Below are 23,756 nucleotides of genomic sequence, written 5' to 3'. Positions count from 1 at the left end.
GGGGAAACGGAGCGCGCATGCAGTTCTTCGATCAAGCCATCGATTTCGAGCCGCTGGACGGCCATCCCGTGGCGACCTGGGCGGCGCGCGCCGGCGCGGGCGAATGGCTGGCCTTCTGCGCCGCCGCGCGCAAGGCGGAGCGGCGGCTGGTGGCGCTGTGGGGCAGCGACGAGCGCGACCGCCAGAAAAGTGGCGGCGGCTTCGCCCTGCACGCGGCATTCGATCTGCCCGACGGGCTGGCCTGCCTGACCCTGCCGCTGGCGGCCGAGAACCCCGCGTTTCCCGATATCGCGCCCATCTTCCCCGCCGCCAACCGCATGCAGCGCGCGGTGATGGACATGATCGGCGCCGTGCCGGAAGGCGACGCCGACCGGCGCCCCTGGCTACGCCACGCCAACTGGCCGGCCGACTATCTGCCGCTGCGCGGCGACGCCGGGGATGTGCAATTTGAAACGCAGAACGAGGACTACCCCTTCGTGCGCGTCGAGGGCGACGGCGTGCACGAGATCGCCGTCGGCCCGATTCACGCGGGGATCATCGAACCGGGCCATTTCCGCTTCTCGGTGACCGGCGAGAGCGTGCTGCGCCTCGAACAGCGATTCGGCTGGAAGCACAAGGGCATCGAGCGGCGCTTCGCCGGCATGGGCCTCTCCGACGGCGCGCGGCTGGCCGGGCGGGTTTCCGGCGATTCGACGGTGGCCTACGCCTGGGCCTACTGCCAGGCCGCGGAAGCCATCGGCGCGGCCGAACCGCCGCAGCGCGCGCTGTGGCTGCGCGCGCTGCTGCTCGAACGCGAGCGCATCGTCAATCATCTCGGCGACCTCGGCTACCTCGGCAACGACGTGGCCCTGCCCTTCGGACTGATGCAGTTCATGCGCCTCAAGGAAGACTGGGTGCGGCTCAACGCCCGCCTGTTCGGCCACCGCTTGCTGATGGACCGCATCGTTCCCGGCGGCGTGGCCGTGGACCTCGACGACGACGGCAGCCGCGCCATCGCCGCGCAGTGCGACGCGCTCGAAGGCGAGCTGCGCACGCTGAAGGGCATCTACGACGAGCACGCCGGCCTGCAGGACCGCTTCCTGACCACCGGCCGGATCACCCCGCAGCTGGCTGCGACGCTGGGCGTCATCGGCCTGGCCGGACGCGCCAGCGGACAACTTTGGGACCTGCGCTGCAACCACCCCTGCGCGCCGTACGACCGGCTGGAGCCGCGCCTGTGCGTGGAACGCAACGGCGACGTGGCCGCCCGGGCGCTGGTGCGCTTCGGCGAAATCCGCGAGTCGCTCCACCTGCTGCGCCGCATCCTGCGCGACCTGCCGGCCGGCGAGATCCGCCGCGACGTGCGCAGCGCGCCGGACCGGCGCGGCTTCGGCTGGATCGAGGGCTGGCGCGGCGACGTGCTGGTCGCGCTCGCAACCGGCGGCGACGGCAAGATTCGCCGCTGCCACTGCCACGACCCGTCCTGGCAGAACTGGCCGGCGCTCGAACACGCGGTGATCGACAACATCGTCCCCGACTTCCCGCTGATCAACAAATCGTTCAACCTGTCCTACGCCGGACCGGACCTTTAGGACGCCGCCCATGTTCCCGATGCTCCGCCAGATCCTCCGCACCGGCATCGTCAGCGAGCCCGCCCCGGAGGCCGACGACGCGCTGCGCGGCACCGCGCAGCGCCTGTCCGAGGCCATGCTGCGGCGGCTCGGGCGCGCGCTGGTCATCCGCCACGTGGACGCCGGCTCGTGCAACGGCTGCGAACTGGAAATCCACGCGCTCGGCAATCCGTACTACAACCTGGAGGCGCTCGGCATCAGGTTCGCCGCCAGCCCGCGCCACGCCGACCTGCTACTGGTCACCGGCCCGGTGGCCAGGAACATGGAAGTCGCCCTGAAGCGCGCCTACGACGCCACGCCCGAGCCCAAGCTGGTCGTCGCCGTCGGCGATTGCGGATGCACGGGCGGCATCTTCGGCGAGAGCTACGCCAGTTGCGGGCGCGTGGCCAACGTCATCCCGGTCAACGTCAGCGTGCCCGGCTGCCCGCCCACGCCGCTGCAGCTGATGCAGGGCATCCTGGCGGCCATCGCCCCGGAGACGGCGGGGAAAGACGAAGCATGACCGCCGTCACCCGCCGCCTGCTCATCGAAGGCCGCGTCCAGGGCGTCGGCTTCCGCTGGTCGTTCATGGAGCAGGCGCGCGAACTCGGCCTCGACGGCTGGGTGCGCAACCGCAGCGACGGCAGCGTCGAAGCCCTGATCAGCGGCCCGGCCGAAGCCATCGACGCCCTGACCGGCTGGGCCCATCGCGGACCGCCGCAGGCGCGGGTCGACCGCGTCACCTGGCAGGACGAACCCGGCGGTCCGGGCGACGCCGCCGACGGATTCAAGCGACGGCCGACCCTCTAGAACTCACTTCCGCGGCGCCGGCGGCCCGCCGCCCGCCCTTCGAGCACCTATCGTGGACCAGGATTCCGCTTCCCCTTCCCGCCCCCGCCGGGGCATGCTGCTGATGCTGTCGGCGGTGATGCTGTTCACCGCCATGGACACCCTCACCAAGCACCTGACGCGCTATTACCCGGTGAACATGGTCCTGTGGGCGCGCTACCTGGTGCACGTCGCCCTCCTGCTCGCCCTCGTCCTGCCGCGCCGCGGACTCTCCGGCATCGGCACGCAGCGGCCGGCGCTGCAGGTGCTGCGCGGCGTCCTGCTGTCCGCCGCGGCCTTCTGCTTCGTCACGGCGATCGCCCACATGCCGCTGGCGGAGGCCACGGCCATCGCCTTCGTGGCCCCCATCCTGGTCACCGTGCTGGCCGTCTTCTGCCTCAAGGAAAAGGTGGAAACCGGCCGCTGGGTGGCGATCGCCTGCGCCTTCGGCGGCGTGCTGGTGATCATCCGCCCCGGCAGCGACGTGTTCACCTGGGCCGCGCTGCTGCCGCTGATCAACGCCGCGTTCTTCGCCGGCTACCAGGTTCTGACGCGCCGCTTGTCCGGGCTGGAAAGCCCGTATGCGATGATCTTCTATCCCGGGCTGGTCGGCCTGATCCTGTACTCCTTCACCCTGCCGTACGCCTGGGCGCCGCCCGCCAGTCTCCAGCACCTGGCGCTCCTCGGCGTGGCCGGCATCCTGGGCGTGGTCAGCCACCTGATCCTGATCAAGGCGTTCGAACTCGCCCCCGCCTCGCGCCTCGCCCCGTTCAGCTACTCCCAGCTGATCTGGGTCACGCTGTCCGGGCTGCTGGTCTTCGGCCAGTTCCCCGACCGCTGGTCGCTGATCGGCATCGGCATCCTCATCGCCAGCGGTGTCTACTGCGCCAACCACCAGCGGCTCTCCGAGAGGGAAGCGCGCCGAATGCTCATCGACACGCCGCCGGGCGACTGAACGTGGCGGACGTCAGGCCGGTCAAAAAGAGTGCCGACCGCCCGTCAACCATCGCGGGGAACGGCCGTTTTTCAAAAAGATCCGGATGTGTTTCCGGGATAAGGAGCCTCTCATGGACAAATCGATGGTCAAGGGAATCGTCGTCGGCGCCGTCGCGGTCACCGCGCTGGCCGCCGGCGGGGTGGGCTACAAGGTGATGACCAAGCCGGTGTTCGCCGAAGTCGTGGCCGCCAAGGAAGTCAAGGAAACGGTCAAGACGCCGCGCGAGGAATGCGAGGACGTGGCCGTCCAGCACCAGGCGCCGGTCAAGGACGAGCACCGCATCGCCGGCACGGTCGTCGGCGCGGTCGCCGGCGGCCTGCTCGGCAGCGCCATCGGCGGCGGTACGGGCAAGAAGGTGGCCACGGTGGCCGGCGCGGCGGCCGGCGGCTACGCGGGCAACCGGGTGCAGAAGAACCTGCAGGAAAAGGACGTGCAGACCACCACCGAACGGCGCTGCAAGACCGTGTACGACACCTCGGTCAAGCATCTCGGCTACGACGTGACCTACCGCCTCGACGGCAGGCAGGACGTGGTGCGCATGGCCTTCGATCCGGGCCAGCAGATCCCGGTCAAGGACGGCAAGCTGGTCCTCGATCCGCCGGCGAAGAACTGAACCGCCGGGCGGGCGAAGCGGCATCAGCCGTACTCGATCCGCACGTTCTCGCTGCGCAGCCAGTCGCCGAGCGCCGTGAGCAGTTCGTCTTCCAGCCGCACGCGGCAGCTCTCGCCGAGGGCCAGCTCGCACGCCGCCTGGGCGTTGCGGTAGGCCAGCCGCACCGGGCAATTGCCCGGCGTGTAAGGCGTCAGCATGGCCTGCAGGCGCCGCGCCGCGTCCGCCGCGCCGGCGCCGCTGGCCTGGCCGTTGAGCGACAGGCGCAGGTAGCGGGCGAAGCGCCCGCGCGCCTCGGCCAGCGTCAGCAGGCGTTCGGCGACGACCCGCACCCGGCCCTCGCCGGCGAAATCGTCGCGCTGCACCTTGCCTTCGACGATCAGCACCTCGTCCTCGCGGATCTTGCCGCGCTCGGTCTCGAAGGTTTCGTTGAACACCGAGATTTCCAGCGACGTGGTGCCGTCGTCGAGCTGCACGAAGGCCATCTTGCCGCGCGAGGTGATCTTGGTGCGCACGCCGGTCACCAGGCCGGCGAGCAGCTGCGGTTCCTTCCTCGGCTCCAGCGACGACAGCGGCCGGCGCGCGAAGCGCGACACTTCCTGCCGCACCTCGTTGAACGGATGCCCGGAGAAGAAGAAGCCGAGCGCCAGCTTCTCCTCGGCCAGCTTCTGCCGCTCCACCCAGCGCGCCGACTCGCAGTACTGCGGCTTGTGCTCCTCCGCCGCGGCGCCGTCGAAGACGTCGAACAGGCTGACCTGCATGGCGTTGCGCTCGGCCTGCTCGGCCGCCTCGATGGCCACGCCGACCGAGGCCATCAGCCGCGCGCGGTGGTCGTCGATCGAGTCGAAGGCGCCGGCGCGGATCAGCGCCTCGATGGTGCGGCGGTTGACCATGCGCTTGTCAACGCGCTCGCAGAAGTCGAACAGGTCCTTGAACGGCCCGCCCGACTCGCGCGCCTTGAGGATCACGTTGACCGCCTGTTCGCCGGTGCCCTTCACCGCGCCCAGGCCGTAGCGGATGGTCTGGCGGTCGACCGGCACGAAGCGGTACTCGGAGGCGTTCACGTCCGGCCCGAGCACGGTCAGCTTGTTGAGCAGGCAGTCGTCGTAGAAGATCTTCACCGTGTCGGTGTTGTCCATGTCCGACGACAGCGTCGCCGCCATGAACGCCGCGCAATGGTGCGCCTTCAGCCACGCCGTCTGGTAGGTGACCACCGCGTAGGCCGCCGTGTGCGACTTGTTGAAGCCGTACTCGGCGAACTTGGTCATCAGGTCGAACAGCTGCCCGGCCAGCTCCGGATCGTAGCCCTTCTGCTGCGCGCCCGCGGCGATCGTCTCGCGGTGCTTGGCCATCTCCTCGGGCTTCTTCTTGCCCATCGCCCGGCGCAGCATGTCGGCGCCGCCGAGCGTGTAGCCGCCGATGATCTGCGAGATCTGCATCACCTGTTCCTGGTACACGATGACCCCGTAGGTCGGTTCCAGGCAGGCCTTCAGATCGTCGTGGAAATAGTCGATCTTCTGCTGGCCCTTCTTGCGCAGGATGAAGTCGTCCACCATGCCCGAGCCGAGCGGGCCGGGACGGTAGAGGGCGAGCACGGCGATGATGTCTTCGAAGCGGTCCGGCTGCAGCTTCTTGAGCAGCTTCTTCATGCCCTCCGATTCCACCTGGAAGATCGCCGTGGTGTTGGCGTCCTTGAGCACCTGGTAGGCCCGTGGATCGTCGAAGGTCAGCGCGTCGAGGTCCGGCCGGGAGCCGGTCAGCTGCTCGACGTAATCGACCGCCAGCCGGATGATGGTCAGGTTGCGCAGGCCGAGGAAGTCGAACTTCACCAGGCCCACTTTCTCGACGTCGTCCTTGTCGTACTGGGAAACGACCGAGGCGCCGGCGTCGGCGGAGTACAGCGGGCAGAAATCGGTGAGCTTGCCCGGCGCGATCAGCACGCCGCCGGCATGCATGCCGACGTTGCGCGTCAGGTCCTCCAGCCGGCCGGCCAGGTCGAACAGCTCCTTGACCTCCTCTTCCTCGCCGATGCGCTGCTTCAGCTGCGGCTCGGCCTCGATCGCCCGGTCCAGCGACAGCGGCTTGTTCTGTTCGAGCGGAATCAGCTTGGAGAGCTGGTCGCAGAAGGTGTACGGCATGTCGAGCACACGCCCGACGTCGCGGATGACCGCCTTCGACGACATGGTGCCGAAGGTGGCGATCTGCGACACCGCGTCGTGCCCGTACTTGTCGCGCACGTACTCGATCACCCGCCAGCGGTTGTCCTGGCAGAAGTCGATGTCGAAGTCGGGCATCGACACCCGTTCCGGGTTGAGGAAGCGCTCGAACAGCAGGGCGTATTCCAGCGGATCGAGGTCGGTGATGCCGAGCGAGAAGGCGACCAGCGACCCGGCGCCCGAGCCGCGCCCCGGCCCGACCGGCACGCCGTTGCGCTTGGCCCAGTTGATGAAGTCGGCCACGATCAGGAAGTAGCCGGGGAAGCCCATCTGGATGATGGTGCGGGTCTCGGTCTTCAGGCGCTCCGCGTACCTCGGGCGCTGCTTCTCGCGCTCGGCCTCGTCCGGATACAGCTGCTGCAGGCGGCGCTCCAGGCCGCGCTCGGCCTCGGCGGCCAGGAACTCGTCGAGCGAAACGCCGTCCGGCGTCGGGAAATTCGGCAGATAGTTCTTGTACAGGCCGATCTGCAGGTTACAGCGCTTGGCGATCTCGACCGAGTTTTCCAGCGCCTCGGGCAGGTCCTGGAACAGCGCCGCCATTTCCTCGGGCGACTTGAAATACTGCTCCTCGGTATACAACCGGGGCCGCCGGGTGTCGCCGAGCATGTAGCCCTCGGCGATGCACACGCGCGCCTCGTGCGCCAGGAAGTCGCCGCGCTCCAGGAACTGGACCGGATGCGTGGCGACCAGCGGCAGCCCCATCCCGGCCGCCAGCTGCGCGGTGGCGGCCACCAGCGTTTCCTGCTGCGCCTGCCCGCGCGGATGCGGGCGCTGCACTTCGAGGTAGAAGGCCTGCGGAAACAGCCCGGCCCAGTACGCCGCGCGCGCGTTCGCCTGCTCCGGATTGCCCTGCAGCAGGGCCTCGCCGACGTCGCCCTGCGCCGCCCCGGAGAGGGCGATCAGCCCGTTGACGCCGACCTCCTCCAGCATCGCCCGCGTGATCTCGGCGCGGCCGCGCACGCGCGGCTGCAGGTAGGCGCGCGTCAGCAGCTCGCACAGCTGCAGGTAGCCCTGCCGCGAACGGCACAGCAGCAGCATCCGGTACGGCCGGTCGGGATCGGTCTCGTTGGCCAGGTGGATGTCGCAGCCGAGGATCGGCTTGATCCCCTTGCCGCGCGCGGCCAGATAGAACTTGACGAGGCCGAACAGGTTGGCCAGATCGGTGAGCCCCAGCGCCGGCATCCCGTACGCCGCCGCGCGCGCCACGGCGGCGTCGATGCGCACGATGCCGTCGGTGACGGAGTATTCGCTGTGCAGGCGGAGATGGACGAAGCGCGGGTCGGGCATCCCGCTATTTTACCCCCTGGCTCCGCCGGCGCGGCGCGGATGGAGACCCGCGCCCCGGCGGCCGGGAAACAATCCTTTACACATCCTTACCGCCGGGCCATACACCCCGGGGAGGGAAACGATATTCTGCTCGCGTCACGCACAAGGAGCGCATCATGAAAACCCGTTTTGGCATCGTCCTTCTTTCCCTGGGTCTGCTTTCCGCCGGTGCCGCCCACGCCGGCGACGCGGTGCTCGGCGCCATCGTCGGAGGCGGGCTGGGCGCGGTCGTCGGCAATCAGGTCGGCGGCCGCGACGGCGCGGTGGTCGGCGGCGCCGTCGGCGCCGCCACCGGCGCGATCATCGCCACCGACGACGGCCACCGGCATCGCCGCGGCGCGTACTACTATGCGCCGCCGCCTCCGGTGCGGGTCTACGCACCCGCGCCTGTCTATGCGCCGGCGCCGGTTTACGCCCCGGTGCCCGTGTATGCCCCGCCGCCGGTCTACGTGCCCGCGCCGGCATACTACCCCGCGCCTCGGGCCGTCGTCCGCGTGCCGCCGCCTCCGCCGCACTGGCGGTACGATCATCGCCATCGTCCGGACGGGCGCTGGCGCTAGGAGTCCACGCGTAAGACGAGCCGGATAGCGGCAGCCGGGGTCAGGATTCCGCCCAGTCCAGGATCGGCTGCCATTGCTCCAGGTCGCGCTCGACGCGCTCGGGCGGCAGGTCGAACACCGTCATGCCGTTGGCGGCCAGTTGGACGTACAGCTGGCTGTCGCGCAGGTGGCTGAGCACCGGCAGCCCGCAGGAGGCCAGGAAGCGCTCCAGCTCGTGCGCCGCGCGCGTGCGCGGATCGACGCGCATGCCGACCACGGCGACGAAGGCGCGCTCCTTGCGCACGGCCTTCTCGGCGAGCAGCGCATCGAGGAAGTCGCGCGTCGCCAGGATGTCGAACAGCGACGGCTGGACCGGCACGATCACCCGCCCGACCTGCCGCAGCACCTTTTCCAGCGCCTTGCCGTGCAGGCCCGCCGGCGTGTCCAGCACCACGTGCGTGGCGTTTCTCGGCGGGCGGAGCGGCTGGTCCTTCTCGACGCTCCAGCCGCTGATCGGCGGCAGGACGGCGGGGCGGATCTTCAGCCACTCGCGCGCCGACTGCTGGCGGTCGGTGTCGCCGAGCATGACCTGACGGCCGGATTGCGCGAAATAGCCGGCCAGGTTGGTGGCCAGCGTCGATTTGCCCGCGCCGCCCTTGGGGTTGGCGATCAGGAACGACTTGACGGCCATCGCGCGTCCCGTCAGGGCAGGAGGACCGTCGAACCCGTGGTCCTGCGCGTTTCCAGGTCGCGGTGCGCCTGCGCGGCGTCGGCCAGGGCGTAGGTCTGCTCGATCTCGATCTTCACCTTGCCGGAGAGCACCACGTCGAACAGCGCGGCGCCCAGCGCCTCGGTTTCCTCGCGCGTCCGGGTGTAGTGGTCGAGCACCGGCCGGGTAACGAAGAGCGATCCTTTGCGCGACAGCAGCAGCGGATCGAACGGCGGCACGGCGCCGGAGGCGTTGCCGAAGGTGGCCAGCACGCCGCGCGGGCGCAGGCTGTCGAGCGAGGCCATGAAGGTGTCCTTGCCGACGCCGTCGTACACCGCGGCGACGCCTTCGCCGGTGATCTCGCGCACGCGCTGCGCCACGTCCTCGCGCGTGTAGAGGATGACGTGGTCGCAGCCGTGTTTTTTGGCCAGTTCGGCCTTGGCCTCGGTGGACACCGTGCCGATCACCGTGGCGCCGAGCGCCTTGGCCCACTGGCAGGCGATCAGCCCGACCCCGCCGGCGGCGGCGTGGATCAGCACGGCGTCGCCCGGCCGCACCGGGTAGGTGTGCAGCAGCAGGTAGGCCGCGGTCAGCCCCTTGAGCATCATCGCCGCGCCGGTCTCGAAGCCCAGCGCGTCCGGCAGCTTGAGCAGGCGGTCCGCCGGCAGGCAGCGCACCTCGCTGTAGGCGCCGACCGGGCTGCTGCCGTAGGCGACGCGGTCGCCCGGCCGGAAATCGGCGACGCCCGCGCCGACCGCCTCGACCACGCCCGCGCCCTCGCGCCCCAGGCCGGACGGCAGCGGCAGCGGATACAGCCCGCCGCGGTGATAGGTATCGATGAAATTGACGCCGACGGCCCGGTGGCGCACGCGGACTTCGCCCGGCGCGGGATCGCCGACGGCGACCTCTTCCCAGCGCAGCACTTCGGGACCGCCGGTCTGATGGAAACGGATGGCATGAGACATGGTCGTTCTCCTGAAAGAAACGTGACGGACAAGTTTACTCCGGTGGCGCGCCCACGCGGCGGCCGGCCGGGCTCACCCCTTGAGCAGGCGTTCCTCGGCCAGCGCCAGCGCCTCCGGCACGCCGAGCAGCACGACGACGTCGCCGGCTTCGAGGCGCATGTCGGCGGACGGTTCCTGCGTCCTGATGTCGCGCCGGCGGACCGCCGTCACTTCGGCGCCGGTCCGGTCGAGAGCCAGCTCGTCGACGGTCTTGCCGACGGCGAAGGCGCCTTCTTCGAGGGACACCGAGCCGAGGCGGGTTTCCTCGTGGTCGCGGTCGTCCTCGCCGAGGTCGTGGCCGCCGTGGAAGAAACCGCGCAGCGAACGGTAGCGCGCCGCGCGGGTCTGGCGGATGCGCTTCAGCACCCGGCCGATCGGCACTCCGGACTGGATCAGCGCATGCGACGCCAGCATCATCGCCAGCTCCAGCGTCTCCGGCACGATCTCGGCGGCGCCGGCGCGCTGCAGGGCGTCGAAATCCTTCTCGTCGGTGGTGCGCACCACGATCGGCAGTCCCGGCGCGAGTTCGCGGGCGTGATGCATGACGCGCTCGGCCGCCCGGGTGTCGGCGAAGGAGATGACCAGCACGCTGGCGCGGCCGACGCCGGCCGCGGCCAGCGTCTCGCGCCGGGTGGCGTCGCCGTACACGACGTTCTCGCCCGCCGCCGCCGCGTCGGCGACCCGGTCCGGATCGAGGTCCAGCGCCAGATAGGAAACCCCTTCGTGCGCCATGAAGCGCGCCAGCTGCTGGCCGTTGCGCCCGAAGCCGCAGATCACCGCGTGCTTTTCGGTGCGCATGGCCTTGGCCGCCAGCCGGGTCAGCTGCATCGAGCGCAGCATCCATTCGCTGGAGACGAAGCGCATCACCAGGCGCTCGCTGTAATGGACGATGAACGGCGCGCACAGCAGCGAAACGACCAGCGCCGCGAGCACCGCCTGCACCACCGCCGGCGGCGCCACGCCGGTCTGGCGGATCAGCGACAGCAGCACCAGGCCGAACTCGCCGCCGGCGCACAGCCACAGCCCGCTGCGCATGGCGCCGCCCGGCGAGGCGCCGAACAGCCGCGAGGCGGCCAGCACCACCGCGAACTTGACCACCAGCAGCCCGACCAGGATCGCCAGCACCACGGCCAGATGCTCGAGCACCAGCGGCAGGTCGAGCATCATGCCGACCGTGACGAAGAACAGGCCCATCAGCACGTCGCGAAAGGGCTTGATGTCCTCCGCCACCTCGTGCCGGAACTCGGTTTCCGAGATCAGCATGCCGGCGATGAACGCGCCGAGGGCCATCGACAGCCCGGCCATCTCGGTCAGGTAGGCGAGGCCGAGCGTGACCAGCAGCACGTTGAGCATGAACAGCTCGGCCGACTTGCCGCGCGCCACGACGACGAACCAGCGGCTCAATCCCCGCTTGCCGAAGTGCAGCACCACCATCAGCACGACCGCCGCCTTGAGCACGGCGACGCCCATCAGCCAGGCCATGGTCTCGGGCGCCTGCGAAAAGGACGGGATCAGGATGAGCAGCGGCACCACGGCCAGATCCTGGAAGAGCAGCACGCCGATCACCTCGCGGCCGTGCGGCGAATCGAGCTCCAGCCGCTCGCCAAGCAGTTTGACCAGCAGCGCCGTGGACGACATGGCCAGCGCCCCGCCGACGGACACGCCGGCCTGCCAGGAGAGCCCCGCCAGCATGGCGATGCCGGCCACCGCCAGCAGCGTCCCCAGCACCTGCGCCGCGCCCAGGCCGAAGACGATGCGCTTCATGGCGAACAGCTTGGGCAGCGAGAATTCGAGCCCGATGGAGAACATCATGAAGACGATGCCGAATTCGGCCAGGTGGCCGACGTCGGCCACGTCGGGCACGACGTTGAGCGCGTGCGGCCCGACCAGCGTGCCGACCAGCAGATAGCCGAGGATGGGTGGGAGGGCGAGGCGGCGGAAAATGATGACGGACACCACGCAGGCACCGAGCAGCATCAGGATGAGCGGGAGGGTATGCATGTTTTTCTGCGTCGGGGGTGGATACGGAACGGGCGCAAAGCCAGGACCGACCGGGCTTCTGCTATACTCGCGCAATCATAACCGCTATGCCTCCATGAGCCAAATCCCGTCCATCCAGCCGTCGCCGCAGGCGCTCGACCTGGCCCGCCAGGTGCTGCGCATCGAGGGCGAGGCCGTCCTGGCGCTCGCCGCGCGCATCAACGGCGCCTTCCTGCAGGCCCTGGCGCTGATCCTCAACTGCCGGGGCCGGGTCATCGTCAGCGGCATCGGCAAGTCGGGGCACATCGGGCGCAAGATCGCGGCGACGCTGGCCAGCACCGGGACGCCGGCCTTCTTCGTGCACCCCGCCGAGGCCAGCCACGGCGACCTGGGCATGATCACCGCCGAGGACGTGGTGATCGGCATCTCCAACTCAGGTGAGAGCGCCGAACTGCTGAACATCGTGCCGTCGATCAAGCGCCAGGGCGCGCGGCTGATCGCCATGACCGGCAACGAGAATTCGACGCTCTCGCGCGACGCCGACGCGCACCTCGACGCCGGCGTGGCCCAGGAAGCCTGTCCGCTCAACCTCGCGCCGACGGCCAGCACCACCGCCGCGCTGGCGCTCGGCGACGCGCTGGCCGTGGCCCTGCTCGACGCGCGCGGCTTCGGCGCCGAGGATTTCGCCCGCTCGCACCCCGGCGGCGCGCTCGGCCGCCGCCTGCTGACGCGCATGCGCGACGTGATGCGCACCGGCGAGGCGATTCCCGTCGTGACGCCGGCAGCCGGCATCGCCGAGGCGATCCGGGAGATCACCCGCGGCGGCATCGGCATGACCGTCGTGGTCTCGCCGGAGCGCAAGGTGCTGGGCATCTTCACCGACGGCGACCTGCGCCGCGCCGTGCTCAGGCACCCCAGCCTGCGGGACATCACCGTCGGCGACGTGATGACGCGCGGCCCGCGCGTGACCGGGCCGGACAAGCTGGCCGCCGAGGCCGTCGAAATGATGGAAAAGCACAAGATCAACCAGATCCCGGTGGTTGACGGCGAAGGTTGCCTGATCGGCGCCCTCAACATGCACGACCTGTTCCAGGCCAAGGCCATCTGATGAGACCGCTCGAAGAATGCCGGGCGCGCGCCGCCCGCCTCAAGCTGATGGTCTTCGACGTCGACGGCGTGCTCACCGACGGTTCGCTGTACTTCACCGACGCCGGCACCGAGATCAAGGCCTTCAACACGCGCGACGGCCAGGGCATGCGCATGCTGCAGAACGCGGGCGTGACGCTGGCGATCATCACCGGCCGGGACGCCGCCTGCGTCACCTGGCGCATGAAGAACCTCGGCATCGAGCACGTCTACCAGGGTATCGGGCACAAGCTGACGACCTTCCACAGCCTGCTCGCCAAGGTCGGCGTGCAGGCCCACGAAGCGGGCTTCATGGGCGACGACGTGATCGACCTGCAGGTCATGGCGGCCTGCGGCTTCTCGGCCGCCCCGGCCGACTGCCATGAGCTGAACCGGCAGCACGCCGACTACCTCGCCGGCCATGCGGGCGGGCGCGGCGCCGTGCGCGAGGTCTGCGACTTCATCCTGGCGGCCCAGGGCAAGCTCGACGCCGTGCTCGCCCGCTACCTGCCCTCGCCGTTAACGGACGCCAAATGAAGCACTGGGGCAGCGCGCTTTTTCCCTTGAGCCTCCTGCTGGTGCTCACGCTCCTGACCTTCTGGCTGCGCTACGCCACCGAGCTGGGCGAGCCGAACCGCGACGGCAAGAACCGGCACGACCCGGACTACATCCTGTCCGACATCGTCCTGCGCAAGCTCGACGAGAACGGCCAGCTCAAATACACGCTGCGCGCCGTTGACGTCCGCCACTACCCGGACGACGACACGACCGACCTCGTCAGCCCCAACCTGGTGCACCAGAACCGCAAGGACGGCAAGCCGCCGGTCACGATCAGCGCCGATCACGGCCGGCTCAGCAACGACAACGACCGGGTCGACCTGGCCGGCAACGTGCGGATCTACCGGCCGCCGTTCGGCAAGGACGAGGAGCTCACCGCCACCATGAACGAGCTGACCGCCTTCCCCGACGACGAAACCGCCTTCACCAAGAGCCCGGTGCTGATCACGCAGGGCAAGTCCTGGGTGAAGGGCGTCGGCATGCAGGTCAACAACCGGGCGCAGACCTACGTCATCGAATCCCAGGCCGTCGGATTCATGGAAAGCAAGCACACAAGGAAAAAGAACTCATGAGGCCGATCCGTCCTGCCGCCGCCGTCGCCGCCCTGGCCGTCCTGCTGTCGTTCCCGGCGTTCGCCGAAAAGGGCGACCGGGAAAAGCCGATCAACCTGGAAGCCGACCGGGTCAGCATGGACGACATCAACAAGGTCCAGGTCTTCGAAGGCAACGTGGTGATGACCCAGGGCACCATCGTGCTGCGCACCAGCAAGCTGGTGGTGACCCAGGACGCCGACGGCTTCCAGAAGGGCGTGGCCACCGGTGGCCAGAACGGGCTGGCCTATTTCCGGCAGAAGCGCGACGGCAAGGACGAGTACATCGAGGGCGAGGCGGAAAGGATCGTGCACGACGCGCGCAGCGAGAAGACCGAGTTCTTCGTCCGCGCCTGGGTCAAGAGCGGGCAGGACGAGGTCAAGGGCGCCTACATCTCGTACGAGGCGCCGACCGAGAAATATCTGGTCACCAACACGAACGGCGGCACCAAGTCGGCCACCGGCGAGCCGCAGGCCCGGGTGCGCGCGATCATCCAGCCCAAGAACAAGGCGGCGCCCGCCGAGGACAAGACCGATGCGCCGGCGCTCAAGCCGGCGCCCGCGGTCACGCCGCGCTGACCGCGCTCACTCCCGCCACGTCCACGCGATCCCGCGCCGCTCGATTTCCTGCCGGATTTCGTCGAGCGCCCGGTCGACGCGCGCCGCGTCGCCTTCCACGCCCAGCTCCAGGTGCCGGCGCTGCCCGTCCGGCCCGATCGAGGGCAGGCTGAACAGGCGCAGGTCCGGGTAGTCGGCGACGATGCGCTCCATCAGCCCGAGCAGCGCGCTCTCATAGGCGTTCGGGCCGGTCAGCAGGAAAGCCTTGTCCACCGGCGGCCGGCGGTTGAACAGATGCGGGTAGAAGGTGTCCAGCGCCCACTCGGCCATCGGATGCGCCATCTGCGGAAAACCGGGCAGGAAATAATGGTCGCGCACGTGGAACCCGGCGATGCGGTTGAACGGGTTGGGCACGATCGCCACGCCGCGCGGGAAGGTGCCGAGCAGCAGGCGCTGCGGGGTGACGTCGTCGCCGAAGCGGGCGCGGATCTCGCGCTCGGCGTCCGGATGCAGCACCAGCTCGACGTTCAGCGCCTCGGCCGCCGCCTGGCGCGTGTGGTCGTCCGGCGTGTTGCCGATGCCGCCGAAGCAGAACACCGCGTCGCCCGAGGCGAAGGTGCGCCGCAAGGTCGCGGCGATGCGCGCGCGCTCGTCGCCCAGGTATTCGACCCACGCCAGGCGCAGCCCGCGCGCCCCGAGCAGGCCGGCCAGTCTGGCGAAATGCTGGTCGGTGCGCTTGCCCGAGAGGATTTCGTCGCCGATGATCAATGCGCCAAAGTTCATGCTTTTTTCTCCGTGATCGATTGCACGCTCACCACCGCGCCCTGGCGCAGGCGGCGCAGCGCCTCCAGGCAGAAATGGACGTACGCCAGCGCCGACAGCGACGGCGCGAGCAGGCCGACGAAAGGCACGTGCGTCAGCGCCGCCATGAGCAGGCCGAGGCCGAGCAGCGGCGCGGCCTGCCGCTCGCGCAGCTCGCGCCACTCGCCGGCGGTGGCATGCACCGACAGCACGTCGTAGGCGAAGGTACGCCGGTTGAGCCAGCCCATCCAGAACAGCGGCAGGAAGATCCCCAGGCCGGGAATCAGCCACAGGGGCAGCGTGACCAGCCAGCCGAGGACGAACAGCACGGCGGCCCACAGGCTGTTCCAGGTCGAGGCCACGACGCTGTCCTTGCCCAGCTTCGCCAGGTCCGGATAGTCGGTCCCGGCCACGCGGCCGAGCAGCAGCGGCAGCACCAGCACGGCGGTGAGCAGCATCGCCACCAGGTAGCTGGCCGACAGGATCACCAGCCAGCCGCCCAGCGCGGCCAGGGCCTTGGCCAGCCACGCCGCGCCCCATTCGGCGATCCAGCTCATCGGCGGCTGCTCGACGAAGCTGGTGATCAGGTAGTCGAGAAAGGTGATCGACACGCCCACCATGAACAGCACGGCCGCCAGCCCCGGCCCGAGGATGTAGAGCCACACCTTGCCCTGTCCGAGCGAGGACACGCTGCGCCGCAGCGCCGTCACCATTTCGATCATGAACGCTCCCGATGTTCCAGGCGAAGACGGTTATAGCGCAAAACGCGCCGGCGAACCACCGGGGTTCCGCACCCAATACCCCATCCCCCTCCCGGCCTCCCCCTTGAAGGGGGAGGAGTCGATGCGTTCCGCATTCCTGCGATCGCCCTGAAGCGGCGAACGGTGGCGCGCGTTTGCCGTAGAATTGCGGGTCTCCCGCGCCCGTCCCTCCGCACGCTTCGTCTTCGCCTCACCGCCCGGCCATGTCCGCCATCCTCATCCTCTACTCCACCGTCGACGGCCACACGCGGACGATCTGCGAGCGGATCGGGCGGACGCTCGCAGCGGCGGGCCACGACGTCACCCTGGCGCGGATCGAGGACGCCGGCGGCATCGATCTGACGGCGTACGACCGGATCGTCATCGGCGCGAGCGTCCGCTGCGGCCGGCACCGCCCGTCGGTGTTCGAGTTCGTCGAGGCCAACCGGTCCGTGCTCGAACGCCGGCCGAACGCCTTTTTCACCGTCAACATCGTCGCCCGGAAGCCGGAGAAGAACCGCCCGGAGACCAATCCCTACCTGCGCGCCTTCCTGCGCCGGACGCGCTGGCGGCCGCAGCTGCTCGACGTCTTCGCCGGGCGGCTCGACTACCCGCGCTGCCGGCCGCTCGACCGGCTGGTCATCCGCTGCATCATGTGGCTGACCGGCGGGCCGACGGACCCGGCCGCGGTCGTCGAGTTCACCGACTGGACGCGGGTCGAGGCGTTCGCCCGGCGGGTGGCCGCCATGTAGGCCGCTCCCCGCCTCCGACATTTCCGAAAGAAGCATGTAATGAGTTCGTACTTTCTGCTGGGCTGGGTCGTGCTGATCACCCATTTCCTCGAAGGCATCACCGGCTTCGGCTGCACCGTGCTGGCGCTGCCGTTCGCCATCCTGCTGGTCGGCACCAAGCAGGCGGTGCCCGTGCTGCTGTTCCTCGCCCTGCTGCTGGCGGCCTACATCGTGGCAATCGACTGGAAGCGGATCGTCTGGAAGGAGTTCCTCAAGATCGTGTGCTTCGTCGGGCTGGGCCTGCCCGTCGGCATCTTCGCCTTCGGGCACCTGAACGAGACCGCGCTGAAATACATCCTCGGCGTGTTCATGATCGCCGTCGCCGCGCGCGGCCTGCTAAGCTACGTCGTCAGGCTCAACGAGAACCGCCTGCCCGGCTGGGTGCTGAACGGGCTGCTCGTCGCCGGCGGATTCATCCACGGCGTGTTCTCCTCCGGCGGCCCGCTGGTGGTGATCTACGCCAAAAAGGTGCTGCTGGACAAGAGCAGCTTCCGCGCGACCATCAGCATGCTCTGGCTGTCGCTCAACTCCGTGATGCTGGCCCAGAACGTCGTCTCCGGCCGCATGACCGCGCAGATCTGGGAAATCATCGCCGTCTGCCTGCCCTTCCTGCTCGGCGGCGCGCTGGCCGGCAACTGGGCGCACCGGCACATCCAGGACAAGTATTTCTCGCAACTCGTCTACGGCGTGCTGCTGGTTTCCGGCGGCTTCATGTTCAGCTGAACGCGCCTGCTTCTTTATTCATTCCACAAAGTTCCGTCATGACCACGCCACAGGATTCACCCCCCGATTTCACGCCCTCGCCGCTCGACCCCGCCGACTGGCCGGCCTTCCGCGCCGAGGCGCACCGCCTGCTCGACGCCTGCATCGACCATCTGGCCACGGCCCGCGCACATCCGTGGCGGCCGCTCGGCGAAGCGGACCGCGCCGCCCTGGCCCTGGGCGACGCGGACGCGGGCCTCGGCACCGCAGCGCTGGCCGACGAGCTCGCGCGCAAGGTGCTGCCGTTCGCCACCGGCAACATCCATCCGCGCTTTTTCGGCTGGGTACACGGCACGGGCCTGGCCAGCGGCCTGCTCTCGGAAATAGTCGCCGCGACGATGAACAGCAACTGCGGCGGCCGCGACCACGGCGCGGTGTACGTCGAACGCGAAGTGATCGACTGGTGCCGGCGCTGCTTCGGCTTTCCGGAAAGCGCCAGCGGCCTGCTCGTTTCCGGCACCTCGCAGGCCACGGTGGTGGCCTTCACCGCCGCACGCACGCGGGCGCTCGGCAAGGCGTCCCGGCAGGACGGCATCCAGGGCCTGCCGAAACTGACCGCCTACGCGGTGAAGGGCGTGCACAACGCCACGGTCAAGGCGCTCGAACTGCTCGGCCTGGGCGCGTCGGCGCTGCGCACGATCGCCGCCGGCGCGGACGGACGCATGGACATGGCGCGGCTCGCCGAGGCCGTGGCCGCCGACCGGGCGGCCGGCCGGCAGCCGTTCTGCGTGGTCGGCACCGCCGGCTCGGTCGATCTCGGGCTGTTCGACGACCTCGACGCGCTGGCCGACTTCTGCGCCCGCGAGCAGCTCTGGCTGCACGTCGACGGCGCCTTCGGGGCCTGGGCGCGGCTGGCCGACGCGCCGTGGCGGGATCTCGCGCGCGGCATCGAGCGCGCCGATTCGCTGGCCTTCGACTTCCACAAGTGGATGTACGTGCAGTACGACTGCGGCGCGGTGCTCATTCGCGACGAGGATATCCACCGCGCCGCCTTCGCCGCGCGGCCGGCCTATCTCGCCAAGCAGGACCAGGGAATTGGCGGCGGCGAGCCGTGGTATTGCGACTACGGCACCGACCTCTCGCGCGGCTTCCGGGCGCTGAAGGTGTGGTCCGCACTGCGCGCCTACGGCCGCGACGCGCTCGGGCGCGCGATCACGCGCAACTGCGAACTGGCGGCGCGCATGGGGCGTCTCGTCGAGGCCACGCCCGGCCTGCGGCTGGCGCAGCCGGTGCGGCTCAACGTCTGCTGCTTCTCCGCCGCGCCCGAGGACTGGGACGGCGCGGCGCAGGACGCGCTGAACACGGGCATCACGCACGCGCTGCAGCTGGCCGGCGAGGTGGTCTTCTCGACCACCAGGATCGGCGGGCGAACGGTCATCCGCGCCGCCATCACCAACCACCGGACCTGCGCAGCGGACGTCGACTGCGCCATCGCCGCCGTGGTCCGCCGCCGGGAGGCGGCGATCGCGGCCGCCTGATCCGCCGCCGGCCCGCTCACTCCTCCAGCGTGGTCACGTCGCCTTCGTCCTGCCCGAGCGCCCGCGCCCGCAGCACGCGGCGCATGATCTTGCCCGAGCGGGTCTTGGGCAGCTTTTCGGGGAAGTCGATCCAGTCCGGCTTGGCGATCGGGCTGAGGTGCTGCGACACGTGCCGGCGCAGCTCCTCGGCCAGCGCCGGACTGGGCTCGTGGCCGAGGCGCAGGACGACGAAGGCGTGGATGGCCTGCCCCTTGACCTCGTGCGGCAGGCCGACCGCCGCCGCCTCGGCGACCGCCGGGTGCGAGACCAGCGCCGATTCGACCTCGGCCGTGCCCAGGCGGTGGCCGGAAACCTTGATCACGTCGTCGGTGCGGCCGATGATCCAGAAATAGCCGTCCTTGTCGCGCCGCGCGGAATCGCCGGCGAGGTACTTGCCGGGATACTTGCTCCAGTAGGTCTGCACGTAGCGCTCGTCGTCCTTGTACAGCGTGCGCAGCATGGCCGGCCACGGGTTCTTGAGCACCAGGAAGCCCTCCTCGCCGTCCGGCACCGGCCGGCCCGCCTCGTCGAGGATTTCCGCCTCCTGCCCGAAGAAGGGCTTGCCGCCCGAGCCCGGCTTGAGCGGCATCGACGGCGTCGGGCAGATCTGGAAGATGCCGGTCTCGGTCTGCCACCAGGTGTCCATGATCGGGCACCTGCCCTTGCCGATGACCCGGTGGAACCAGTGCCACGCCTCCGGGTTGATCGGTTCGCCGACCGAACCGAGCAGGCGCAGGCTGGACAGGTCGTGCCGGTTCGGCCAGGCCTCGCCGAAGCGCATCAGCGAGCGGATCGCCGTCGGCGCGGTGTAGAAGGTGGTGACGCCGTAGTACTCGATGAGCTGCCACCAGCGGTTCGGATACGGGTAGGTCGGCCCGCCCTCGAACATGAAGACCGTGGCGCCGGTCAGCAGCGGGCCGTAGACGACGTACGAATGCCCGGTGACCCAGCCCGGATCGGCGGTGCACCACCAGCGGTCCTCGTCGCGGATGTCGAACACGTATTTCAGCGTCGCGTAGGTGCCGACCATGTAGCCGCCGTGCGTGTGCAGGATCGCCTTCGGCTTGCCCGTCGAGCCCGAGGTGTACAGGATGAACAGCGTGTCCTCCGCGTCCATCGGCTCGGTGGCGCACGGCCCCTTGGCGATCGGCAACGCGGTGAGGTCGTGGTACCAGTGGTCGCGCAGCGGGTCCATCGCCACCTCCTGCCCGGTGCGCCGGACGACGATGACGTTTTCCACGGTCGGGCTGAAGCGCAGCGCCTCGTCGACGATCTCCTTCAATTTGAAGATGCCGCCGTTGACCCACGAGCCATCGGCGGTGATCACCAGCTTGGATTCGGAATCGCCGATGCGGTCCTGCAGCGCGTCGGACGAGAAGCCGGCGAAGATCACCGAATGGATCGCCCCGAGCTTGGCGCAGGCCAGCATGGCGAAAATGACCTCGGGAATGCGCGGCAGATAGATCGTCACCTTGTCGCCCTTGCCGACGCCCATGGCCTTGATCACGTTGGCCATCTTGGTGACTTCGCGGTTGAGGCTGAAGTACGAGTAGGTCTGGTGGTCGGTGCCGTTCTCGCCGACCCAGATCAGCGCCAGCTTGTTCTTGTACGGCCCGGAGAGGTGGCGGTCGATGCAGTTGTGCACGATGTTCGTGCGCGCCCCGGTGAACCACTTGTAGAACGGCGGATTGGCGTCGTCGAGCACCTTGTCCCAGGGCTTGTACCACTCCAGCTCGGCCGCCCGCTCGGCCCAGAAGCCCAGCGGATCGGCCGCGGCGGCCGCGCGCAGCGCCGCGTCGTCGGGAACGTGCGCCGCCGCCGCGGCCTCGGGATCGGGATAGAAGACTTCGCCTGACAATTCGCTCATGACCGCCTCCGCTTGTTTTACCCGGTTGGGTTTGTGGTCTGCGAGAGACTGAGACGGGAAACGGTTGGTTCCCGGATCATGCCGCGGGCCGGGAAACTACCGCAGCAGGCCAGCGCCGCCGCCGACAACCAGGATTACGTGCATTGCCACCTCCTTCCAGTGCATGAGAGACGCTGGCCCGGTGCGATCACTTCGTCGTGTAGCCGCCGTTGATCAGGATCGTCTGGCCGGTGATCCACCAGCCGTCGCTCACCAAGTGGCGGATGAAGGGCACCACGTCCTCGATGTCGGTCAGTCCGGTCTTCGAATGGGCCGAGAGCGCCGCCGCCGTCTTGTGGTACGCCACCGCGTCGGCGCCCTCCTGGCCGTAGAAGAAAGGCGTGTCCATCGGCCCCGGCCCGACTGCCGTCACCGAGATGCCGCGCGCGCCGAACTCCTTGGCCGCCGCCCGCGTGAAATGCTCGACCGGCGCCTTGGTCCCGGCGTAGGCGGCGTAGAACGGCGTGAAGGCGCCGAGCAGCGAGGAGACCAGCGTGACGATCTTGCCGTGGTCATTGACGGCGCAGCCGGCTTCCTTGAGGAAGAAGAAGGCCGACTTGGCGTTGACCGCGCTCATCTCGTCGTACTCCGCCTCGCTGATCTCGGCGATCGGCTTTTTCAGCACCTTGCCGACGGTGTTGATGGCGATGTCCGGGCGGCCGACCGCCGCCACGGCCTCGGCGAAGAGCTTTGCCACCGCCGCCGCGCGGGTGAGGTCGCCCTGCAGGGTGACGGCCCGCGCGCCGAGCGCCCGCACCGCGGCGGCCGTGGCCTCGGCGGCGTCGCGCGTGGCGGCGCTGTTGTAATGGATCGCCACGGCGCGGGCGCCGTGCCCGGCCAGGTCGCGGGCGAGCAGGCCGCCGAGATTCTTGGCGCCGCCGGCGATGAGGACGACCTTGTCGCAAATGCTGTGTTTGTCGGACATCGTTGCGCTCCTTCGTGGGGGAAAGCTCCCATCTTATTGATCGCGAATCCCGGATAAAGCCGTAGAATTTGTTTTATCCATCCAGGAATCGCGAACAATGGACCGCATCGAGCTATTCCGCGTCTTCCTGCGCGTCGCCGACAGCGGCAGCTTCACGCACGCCGCCGAGCAGCTGCAGCTGCCGCGCGCCACGGTTTCCATGGCCGTCCGCCAGCTCGAAGCGGCGCTGGGGGTGCGCCTGCTGCACCGCACCACGCGCCGCGTCGGCCTGACGGCGGACGGCGAGGCCCTGCGCGAAGGAGCACGCGCGCTGGTCGCCGACATGGAGGATCTGGAGCAGCGCTTCCGTCCGGCCGCGGGCGCGATCGCCGGCCGGCTGCGCGTCGACGTGCCGAGCCGCATCGCGCGGCGGATCATCGCCCCGGCGCTGCCGGACTTCCTCGACCGCCACCCCGGCATCGAACTTGAACTCGGGTCGAGCGACCGTTCGATCGACCTCGTCCAGGAAGGCGTCGATTGCGCGCTGCGTGTGGGCGGTTCGCTGCCCGGCAGCCTGGTGGCGCGGCCGCTCGGCGCCTTTCCCCTGATCAACTGCGCCAGCCCCGCCTACCTCGCGCGCCACGGCACGCCGCTGCGGCCGGACGATCTGCCGCGGCACCGCATCGTCGGCTACGTGCCGCGCGCCGGCGGCCACGCGGCGGCATGGGAATGGCTGGAGGACGGGGTGCCGCGCAGCCTGCGCCCGGACTGCCGGGTGAGCACCGACAATGCCGAGACCTACATCGCCTGCGCGCTGGCCGGGCTGGGCCTCATCCAGATTCCGCGCTACGACGTGCTGCACCACCTGCGGGCCGGCGAGCTCGTGGAGGTGCTGCCGCAGGCCCGCGCCGCGCCGATGCCGGTGCACCTCGCCTACCCGCACCGCCGGCACCTGCCCCGCCGCGTGCGGGCCTTCCAGGACTGGATTGTGGAGTTGCTGCGGCCGCATACCGAAGTCCCCGCGCCGCCACGGCCGGATGCCGCTTCGTCCGCATAGCCGCGCAGGCGCGCGGGACGCGGATCAGGAGTTGTCCCGCTTCGTCTCCGGACGGAAGCGTCCGGCCGGTCCGGGCCGGACGCAGTTCCGCGTCAGAATTTCCAGGACACCCGGATATCGATCAGGTTGGCGCCGTCGTTGTCGTCGTAGAGGCCGGCGTTCGATATATGCGTGAGATTCAGGCCCAGCGCATACTTGCCGAAATCGTAGCCGCCGCCGAGGCGGCTGGCGAAATGCAGATTGCCGCCCAGATCGTGGCTGTTCGACCAGCGCTGCCGCGAGACGTAACCCAGCCCCAGGCCGGCTTCGAGGAAATAACCGACCGCGTCGGGCTGATAGCGCAGCACCGGCATGACCGTCGTTTGCGCCACTCCGCCCTTCTTCGTATCGACGTAGCCCAGCGAAGCGTCGAGCCGGGACGAAACGCGGCCTTCGCTGAAGGACCAGGGCAGGCCGAAACCGGCGCCGGCGGCAAACTGGTTGATCGACTTGCCGGGCTGCGGGTCCTGGGTATGTCCCACCTGAACGAAGATTGCATTGCCGGCATCCGCCGCGATGCCGATCGAGGAGGCGAGAAGCGCCGTGGCGCAGAAAATCGCTTTCATCATCATCTGAGTATTTACCATGTAAGGCCCACGCAAACGATAAAC

At 69.4% G+C, this 23,756-nt stretch carries 23 protein-coding genes; 14 read left to right on the top strand and 9 right to left on the bottom strand.

Going from position 1 to position 23,756, the window contains the following annotated elements; genetic code table 11:
- The first annotated feature begins 17 nt into the window (after positions 1 to 17).
- The 5 genes from QM701_RS15750 (at position 18) to QM701_RS15730 (ending at position 4,027) form a co-directional block, all read left to right on the top strand.
- On the top strand, positions 18 to 1,571 hold the full coding sequence (locus QM701_RS15750) for an NADH-quinone oxidoreductase subunit C (protein WP_415167966.1): 1,554 nt from the start codon (positions 18 to 20) through the stop codon (positions 1,569 to 1,571).
- Positions 1,572 to 1,581: 10 nt separating this feature from the next.
- Positions 1,582 to 2,112 carry an NADH-quinone oxidoreductase subunit B family protein gene (locus QM701_RS15745; protein ID WP_415167965.1) on the top strand — a complete coding sequence of 177 codons (531 nt, stop codon included), beginning with the start codon at positions 1,582 to 1,584 and terminating at the stop codon, positions 2,110 to 2,112.
- A complete protein-coding gene (locus QM701_RS15740; RefSeq protein WP_415167964.1) occupies positions 2,109 to 2,399 on the top strand; it encodes an acylphosphatase in 291 nt (96 codons plus the stop codon). Before QM701_RS15745 ends, QM701_RS15740 begins: the two co-directional genes overlap by 4 nt.
- A gap of 52 nt (positions 2,400 to 2,451) precedes the next feature.
- The gene (locus tag QM701_RS15735; RefSeq protein WP_415167963.1) at positions 2,452 to 3,372 is read left to right on the top strand and encodes a DMT family transporter; all 921 of its coding nucleotides are present in this window, start codon (positions 2,452 to 2,454) and stop codon (positions 3,370 to 3,372) included.
- A gap of 124 nt (positions 3,373 to 3,496) precedes the next feature.
- Positions 3,497 to 4,027, top strand: coding sequence for a glycine zipper 2TM domain-containing protein (locus QM701_RS15730; protein ID WP_415169412.1), 531 nt, complete (start codon positions 3,497 to 3,499; stop codon positions 4,025 to 4,027).
- Between the two features lie 23 nt (positions 4,028 to 4,050).
- On the opposite strand, the gene dnaE is transcribed toward QM701_RS15730, so the two are convergent.
- On the bottom strand, positions 4,051 to 7,527 hold the full coding sequence (gene dnaE / locus QM701_RS15725; protein WP_415167962.1) for a DNA polymerase III subunit alpha: 3,477 nt from the start codon (positions 7,525 to 7,527) through the stop codon (positions 4,051 to 4,053).
- 155 nt (positions 7,528 to 7,682) lie between these two features.
- On the opposite strand from dnaE, the gene QM701_RS15720 reads away from it, so the two are divergent.
- Entirely contained in the window at positions 7,683 to 8,126 is a 444-nt protein-coding gene (locus tag QM701_RS15720; RefSeq protein WP_415167961.1) for a YMGG-like glycine zipper-containing protein, read from the top strand.
- A 40-nt stretch (positions 8,127 to 8,166) separates the two neighbouring features.
- Here the strand turns inward: QM701_RS15720 and QM701_RS15715 are convergent, their stop codons facing one another.
- The 3 genes from QM701_RS15715 to QM701_RS15705 form a co-directional block, all read right to left on the bottom strand.
- Positions 8,167 to 8,796: an AAA family ATPase gene (locus QM701_RS15715; RefSeq protein ID WP_415167960.1), complete on the bottom strand. Its 630-nt coding sequence runs from the start codon at positions 8,794 to 8,796 to the stop codon at positions 8,167 to 8,169.
- Positions 8,797 to 8,807: 11 nt separating this feature from the next.
- The gene (locus QM701_RS15710; RefSeq protein WP_415167959.1) at positions 8,808 to 9,779 is read right to left on the bottom strand and encodes a quinone oxidoreductase family protein; all 972 of its coding nucleotides are present in this window, start codon (positions 9,777 to 9,779) and stop codon (positions 8,808 to 8,810) included.
- 72 nt (positions 9,780 to 9,851) lie between these two features.
- Positions 9,852 to 11,819: a cation:proton antiporter gene (locus QM701_RS15705; protein ID WP_415167958.1), complete on the bottom strand. Its 1,968-nt coding sequence runs from the start codon at positions 11,817 to 11,819 to the stop codon at positions 9,852 to 9,854.
- 94 nt (positions 11,820 to 11,913) lie between these two features.
- On the opposite strand from QM701_RS15705, the gene QM701_RS15700 reads away from it, so the two are divergent.
- Genes QM701_RS15700 through lptA form a run of 4 tightly spaced genes read left to right on the top strand, consistent with a single transcriptional unit; the run spans position 11,914 to position 14,649 of the window.
- The gene (locus QM701_RS15700; protein WP_415167957.1) at positions 11,914 to 12,906 is read left to right on the top strand and encodes a KpsF/GutQ family sugar-phosphate isomerase; all 993 of its coding nucleotides are present in this window, start codon (positions 11,914 to 11,916) and stop codon (positions 12,904 to 12,906) included.
- A complete protein-coding gene (locus tag QM701_RS15695) occupies positions 12,906 to 13,460 on the top strand; it encodes a KdsC family phosphatase (protein WP_415167956.1) in 555 nt (184 codons plus the stop codon). Before QM701_RS15700 ends, QM701_RS15695 begins: the two co-directional genes overlap by 1 nt.
- Positions 13,457 to 14,053 carry an LPS export ABC transporter periplasmic protein LptC gene (gene lptC / locus QM701_RS15690; RefSeq protein ID WP_415167955.1) on the top strand — a complete coding sequence of 199 codons (597 nt, stop codon included), beginning with the start codon at positions 13,457 to 13,459 and terminating at the stop codon, positions 14,051 to 14,053. Before QM701_RS15695 ends, lptC begins: the two co-directional genes overlap by 4 nt.
- Positions 14,050 to 14,649 (top strand): lipopolysaccharide transport periplasmic protein LptA, encoded by a 600-nt coding sequence (lptA, locus tag QM701_RS15685; RefSeq protein WP_415167954.1) that lies wholly within the window; start codon positions 14,050 to 14,052, stop codon positions 14,647 to 14,649. Before lptC ends, lptA begins: the two co-directional genes overlap by 4 nt.
- A gap of 6 nt (positions 14,650 to 14,655) precedes the next feature.
- Here the strand turns inward: lptA and QM701_RS15680 are convergent, their stop codons facing one another.
- Both QM701_RS15680 and QM701_RS15675 read right to left on the bottom strand, forming a co-directional pair.
- Complete coding sequence (locus QM701_RS15680) at positions 14,656 to 15,411, bottom strand: competence/damage-inducible protein A (protein WP_415167953.1); 756 nt, start codon at positions 15,409 to 15,411, stop codon at positions 14,656 to 14,658.
- A complete protein-coding gene (locus QM701_RS15675) occupies positions 15,408 to 16,151 on the bottom strand; it encodes an EI24 domain-containing protein (RefSeq protein WP_415167952.1) in 744 nt (247 codons plus the stop codon). Before QM701_RS15675 ends, QM701_RS15680 begins: the two co-directional genes overlap by 4 nt.
- Before the next feature lie 242 nt (positions 16,152 to 16,393).
- On the opposite strand from QM701_RS15675, the gene hemG reads away from it, so the two are divergent.
- The 3 genes from hemG to QM701_RS15660 are packed head-to-tail and all read left to right on the top strand — an operon-like array spanning position 16,394 to position 19,200.
- Positions 16,394 to 16,921: a menaquinone-dependent protoporphyrinogen IX dehydrogenase gene (hemG, locus tag QM701_RS15670; RefSeq protein ID WP_415167951.1), complete on the top strand. Its 528-nt coding sequence runs from the start codon at positions 16,394 to 16,396 to the stop codon at positions 16,919 to 16,921.
- A gap of 39 nt (positions 16,922 to 16,960) precedes the next feature.
- Entirely contained in the window at positions 16,961 to 17,683 is a 723-nt protein-coding gene (locus QM701_RS15665) for a sulfite exporter TauE/SafE family protein (protein ID WP_415167950.1), read from the top strand.
- Positions 17,684 to 17,721: 38 nt separating this feature from the next.
- A complete protein-coding gene (locus QM701_RS15660) occupies positions 17,722 to 19,200 on the top strand; it encodes a pyridoxal phosphate-dependent decarboxylase family protein (RefSeq protein WP_415167949.1) in 1,479 nt (492 codons plus the stop codon).
- Positions 19,201 to 19,216: 16 nt separating this feature from the next.
- On the opposite strand, the gene acs is transcribed toward QM701_RS15660, so the two are convergent.
- Both acs and QM701_RS15650 read right to left on the bottom strand, forming a co-directional pair.
- Complete coding sequence (gene acs, locus QM701_RS15655) at positions 19,217 to 21,106, bottom strand: acetate--CoA ligase (RefSeq protein ID WP_415167948.1); 1,890 nt, start codon at positions 21,104 to 21,106, stop codon at positions 19,217 to 19,219.
- Positions 21,107 to 21,293: 187 nt separating this feature from the next.
- On the bottom strand, positions 21,294 to 22,070 hold the full coding sequence (locus QM701_RS15650) for an SDR family oxidoreductase (RefSeq protein ID WP_415167947.1): 777 nt from the start codon (positions 22,068 to 22,070) through the stop codon (positions 21,294 to 21,296).
- Between the two features lie 97 nt (positions 22,071 to 22,167).
- On the opposite strand from QM701_RS15650, the gene QM701_RS15645 reads away from it, so the two are divergent.
- Positions 22,168 to 23,106, top strand: coding sequence for a LysR substrate-binding domain-containing protein (locus QM701_RS15645; RefSeq protein WP_415167946.1), 939 nt, complete (start codon positions 22,168 to 22,170; stop codon positions 23,104 to 23,106).
- A gap of 92 nt (positions 23,107 to 23,198) precedes the next feature.
- On the opposite strand, the gene QM701_RS15640 is transcribed toward QM701_RS15645, so the two are convergent.
- Entirely contained in the window at positions 23,199 to 23,717 is a 519-nt protein-coding gene (locus QM701_RS15640; protein WP_415167945.1) for an acyloxyacyl hydrolase, read from the bottom strand.
- Positions 23,718 to 23,756: the final 39 nt, after the last annotated feature.

Source organism: Propionivibrio sp., from assembly GCF_047602565.1.
Taxonomy (GTDB): domain Bacteria; phylum Pseudomonadota; class Gammaproteobacteria; order Burkholderiales; family Rhodocyclaceae; genus Propionivibrio.
Note: the sequence above shows the minus strand (reverse complement) of the source record. Positions and strands in the feature narration are given on the sequence as shown.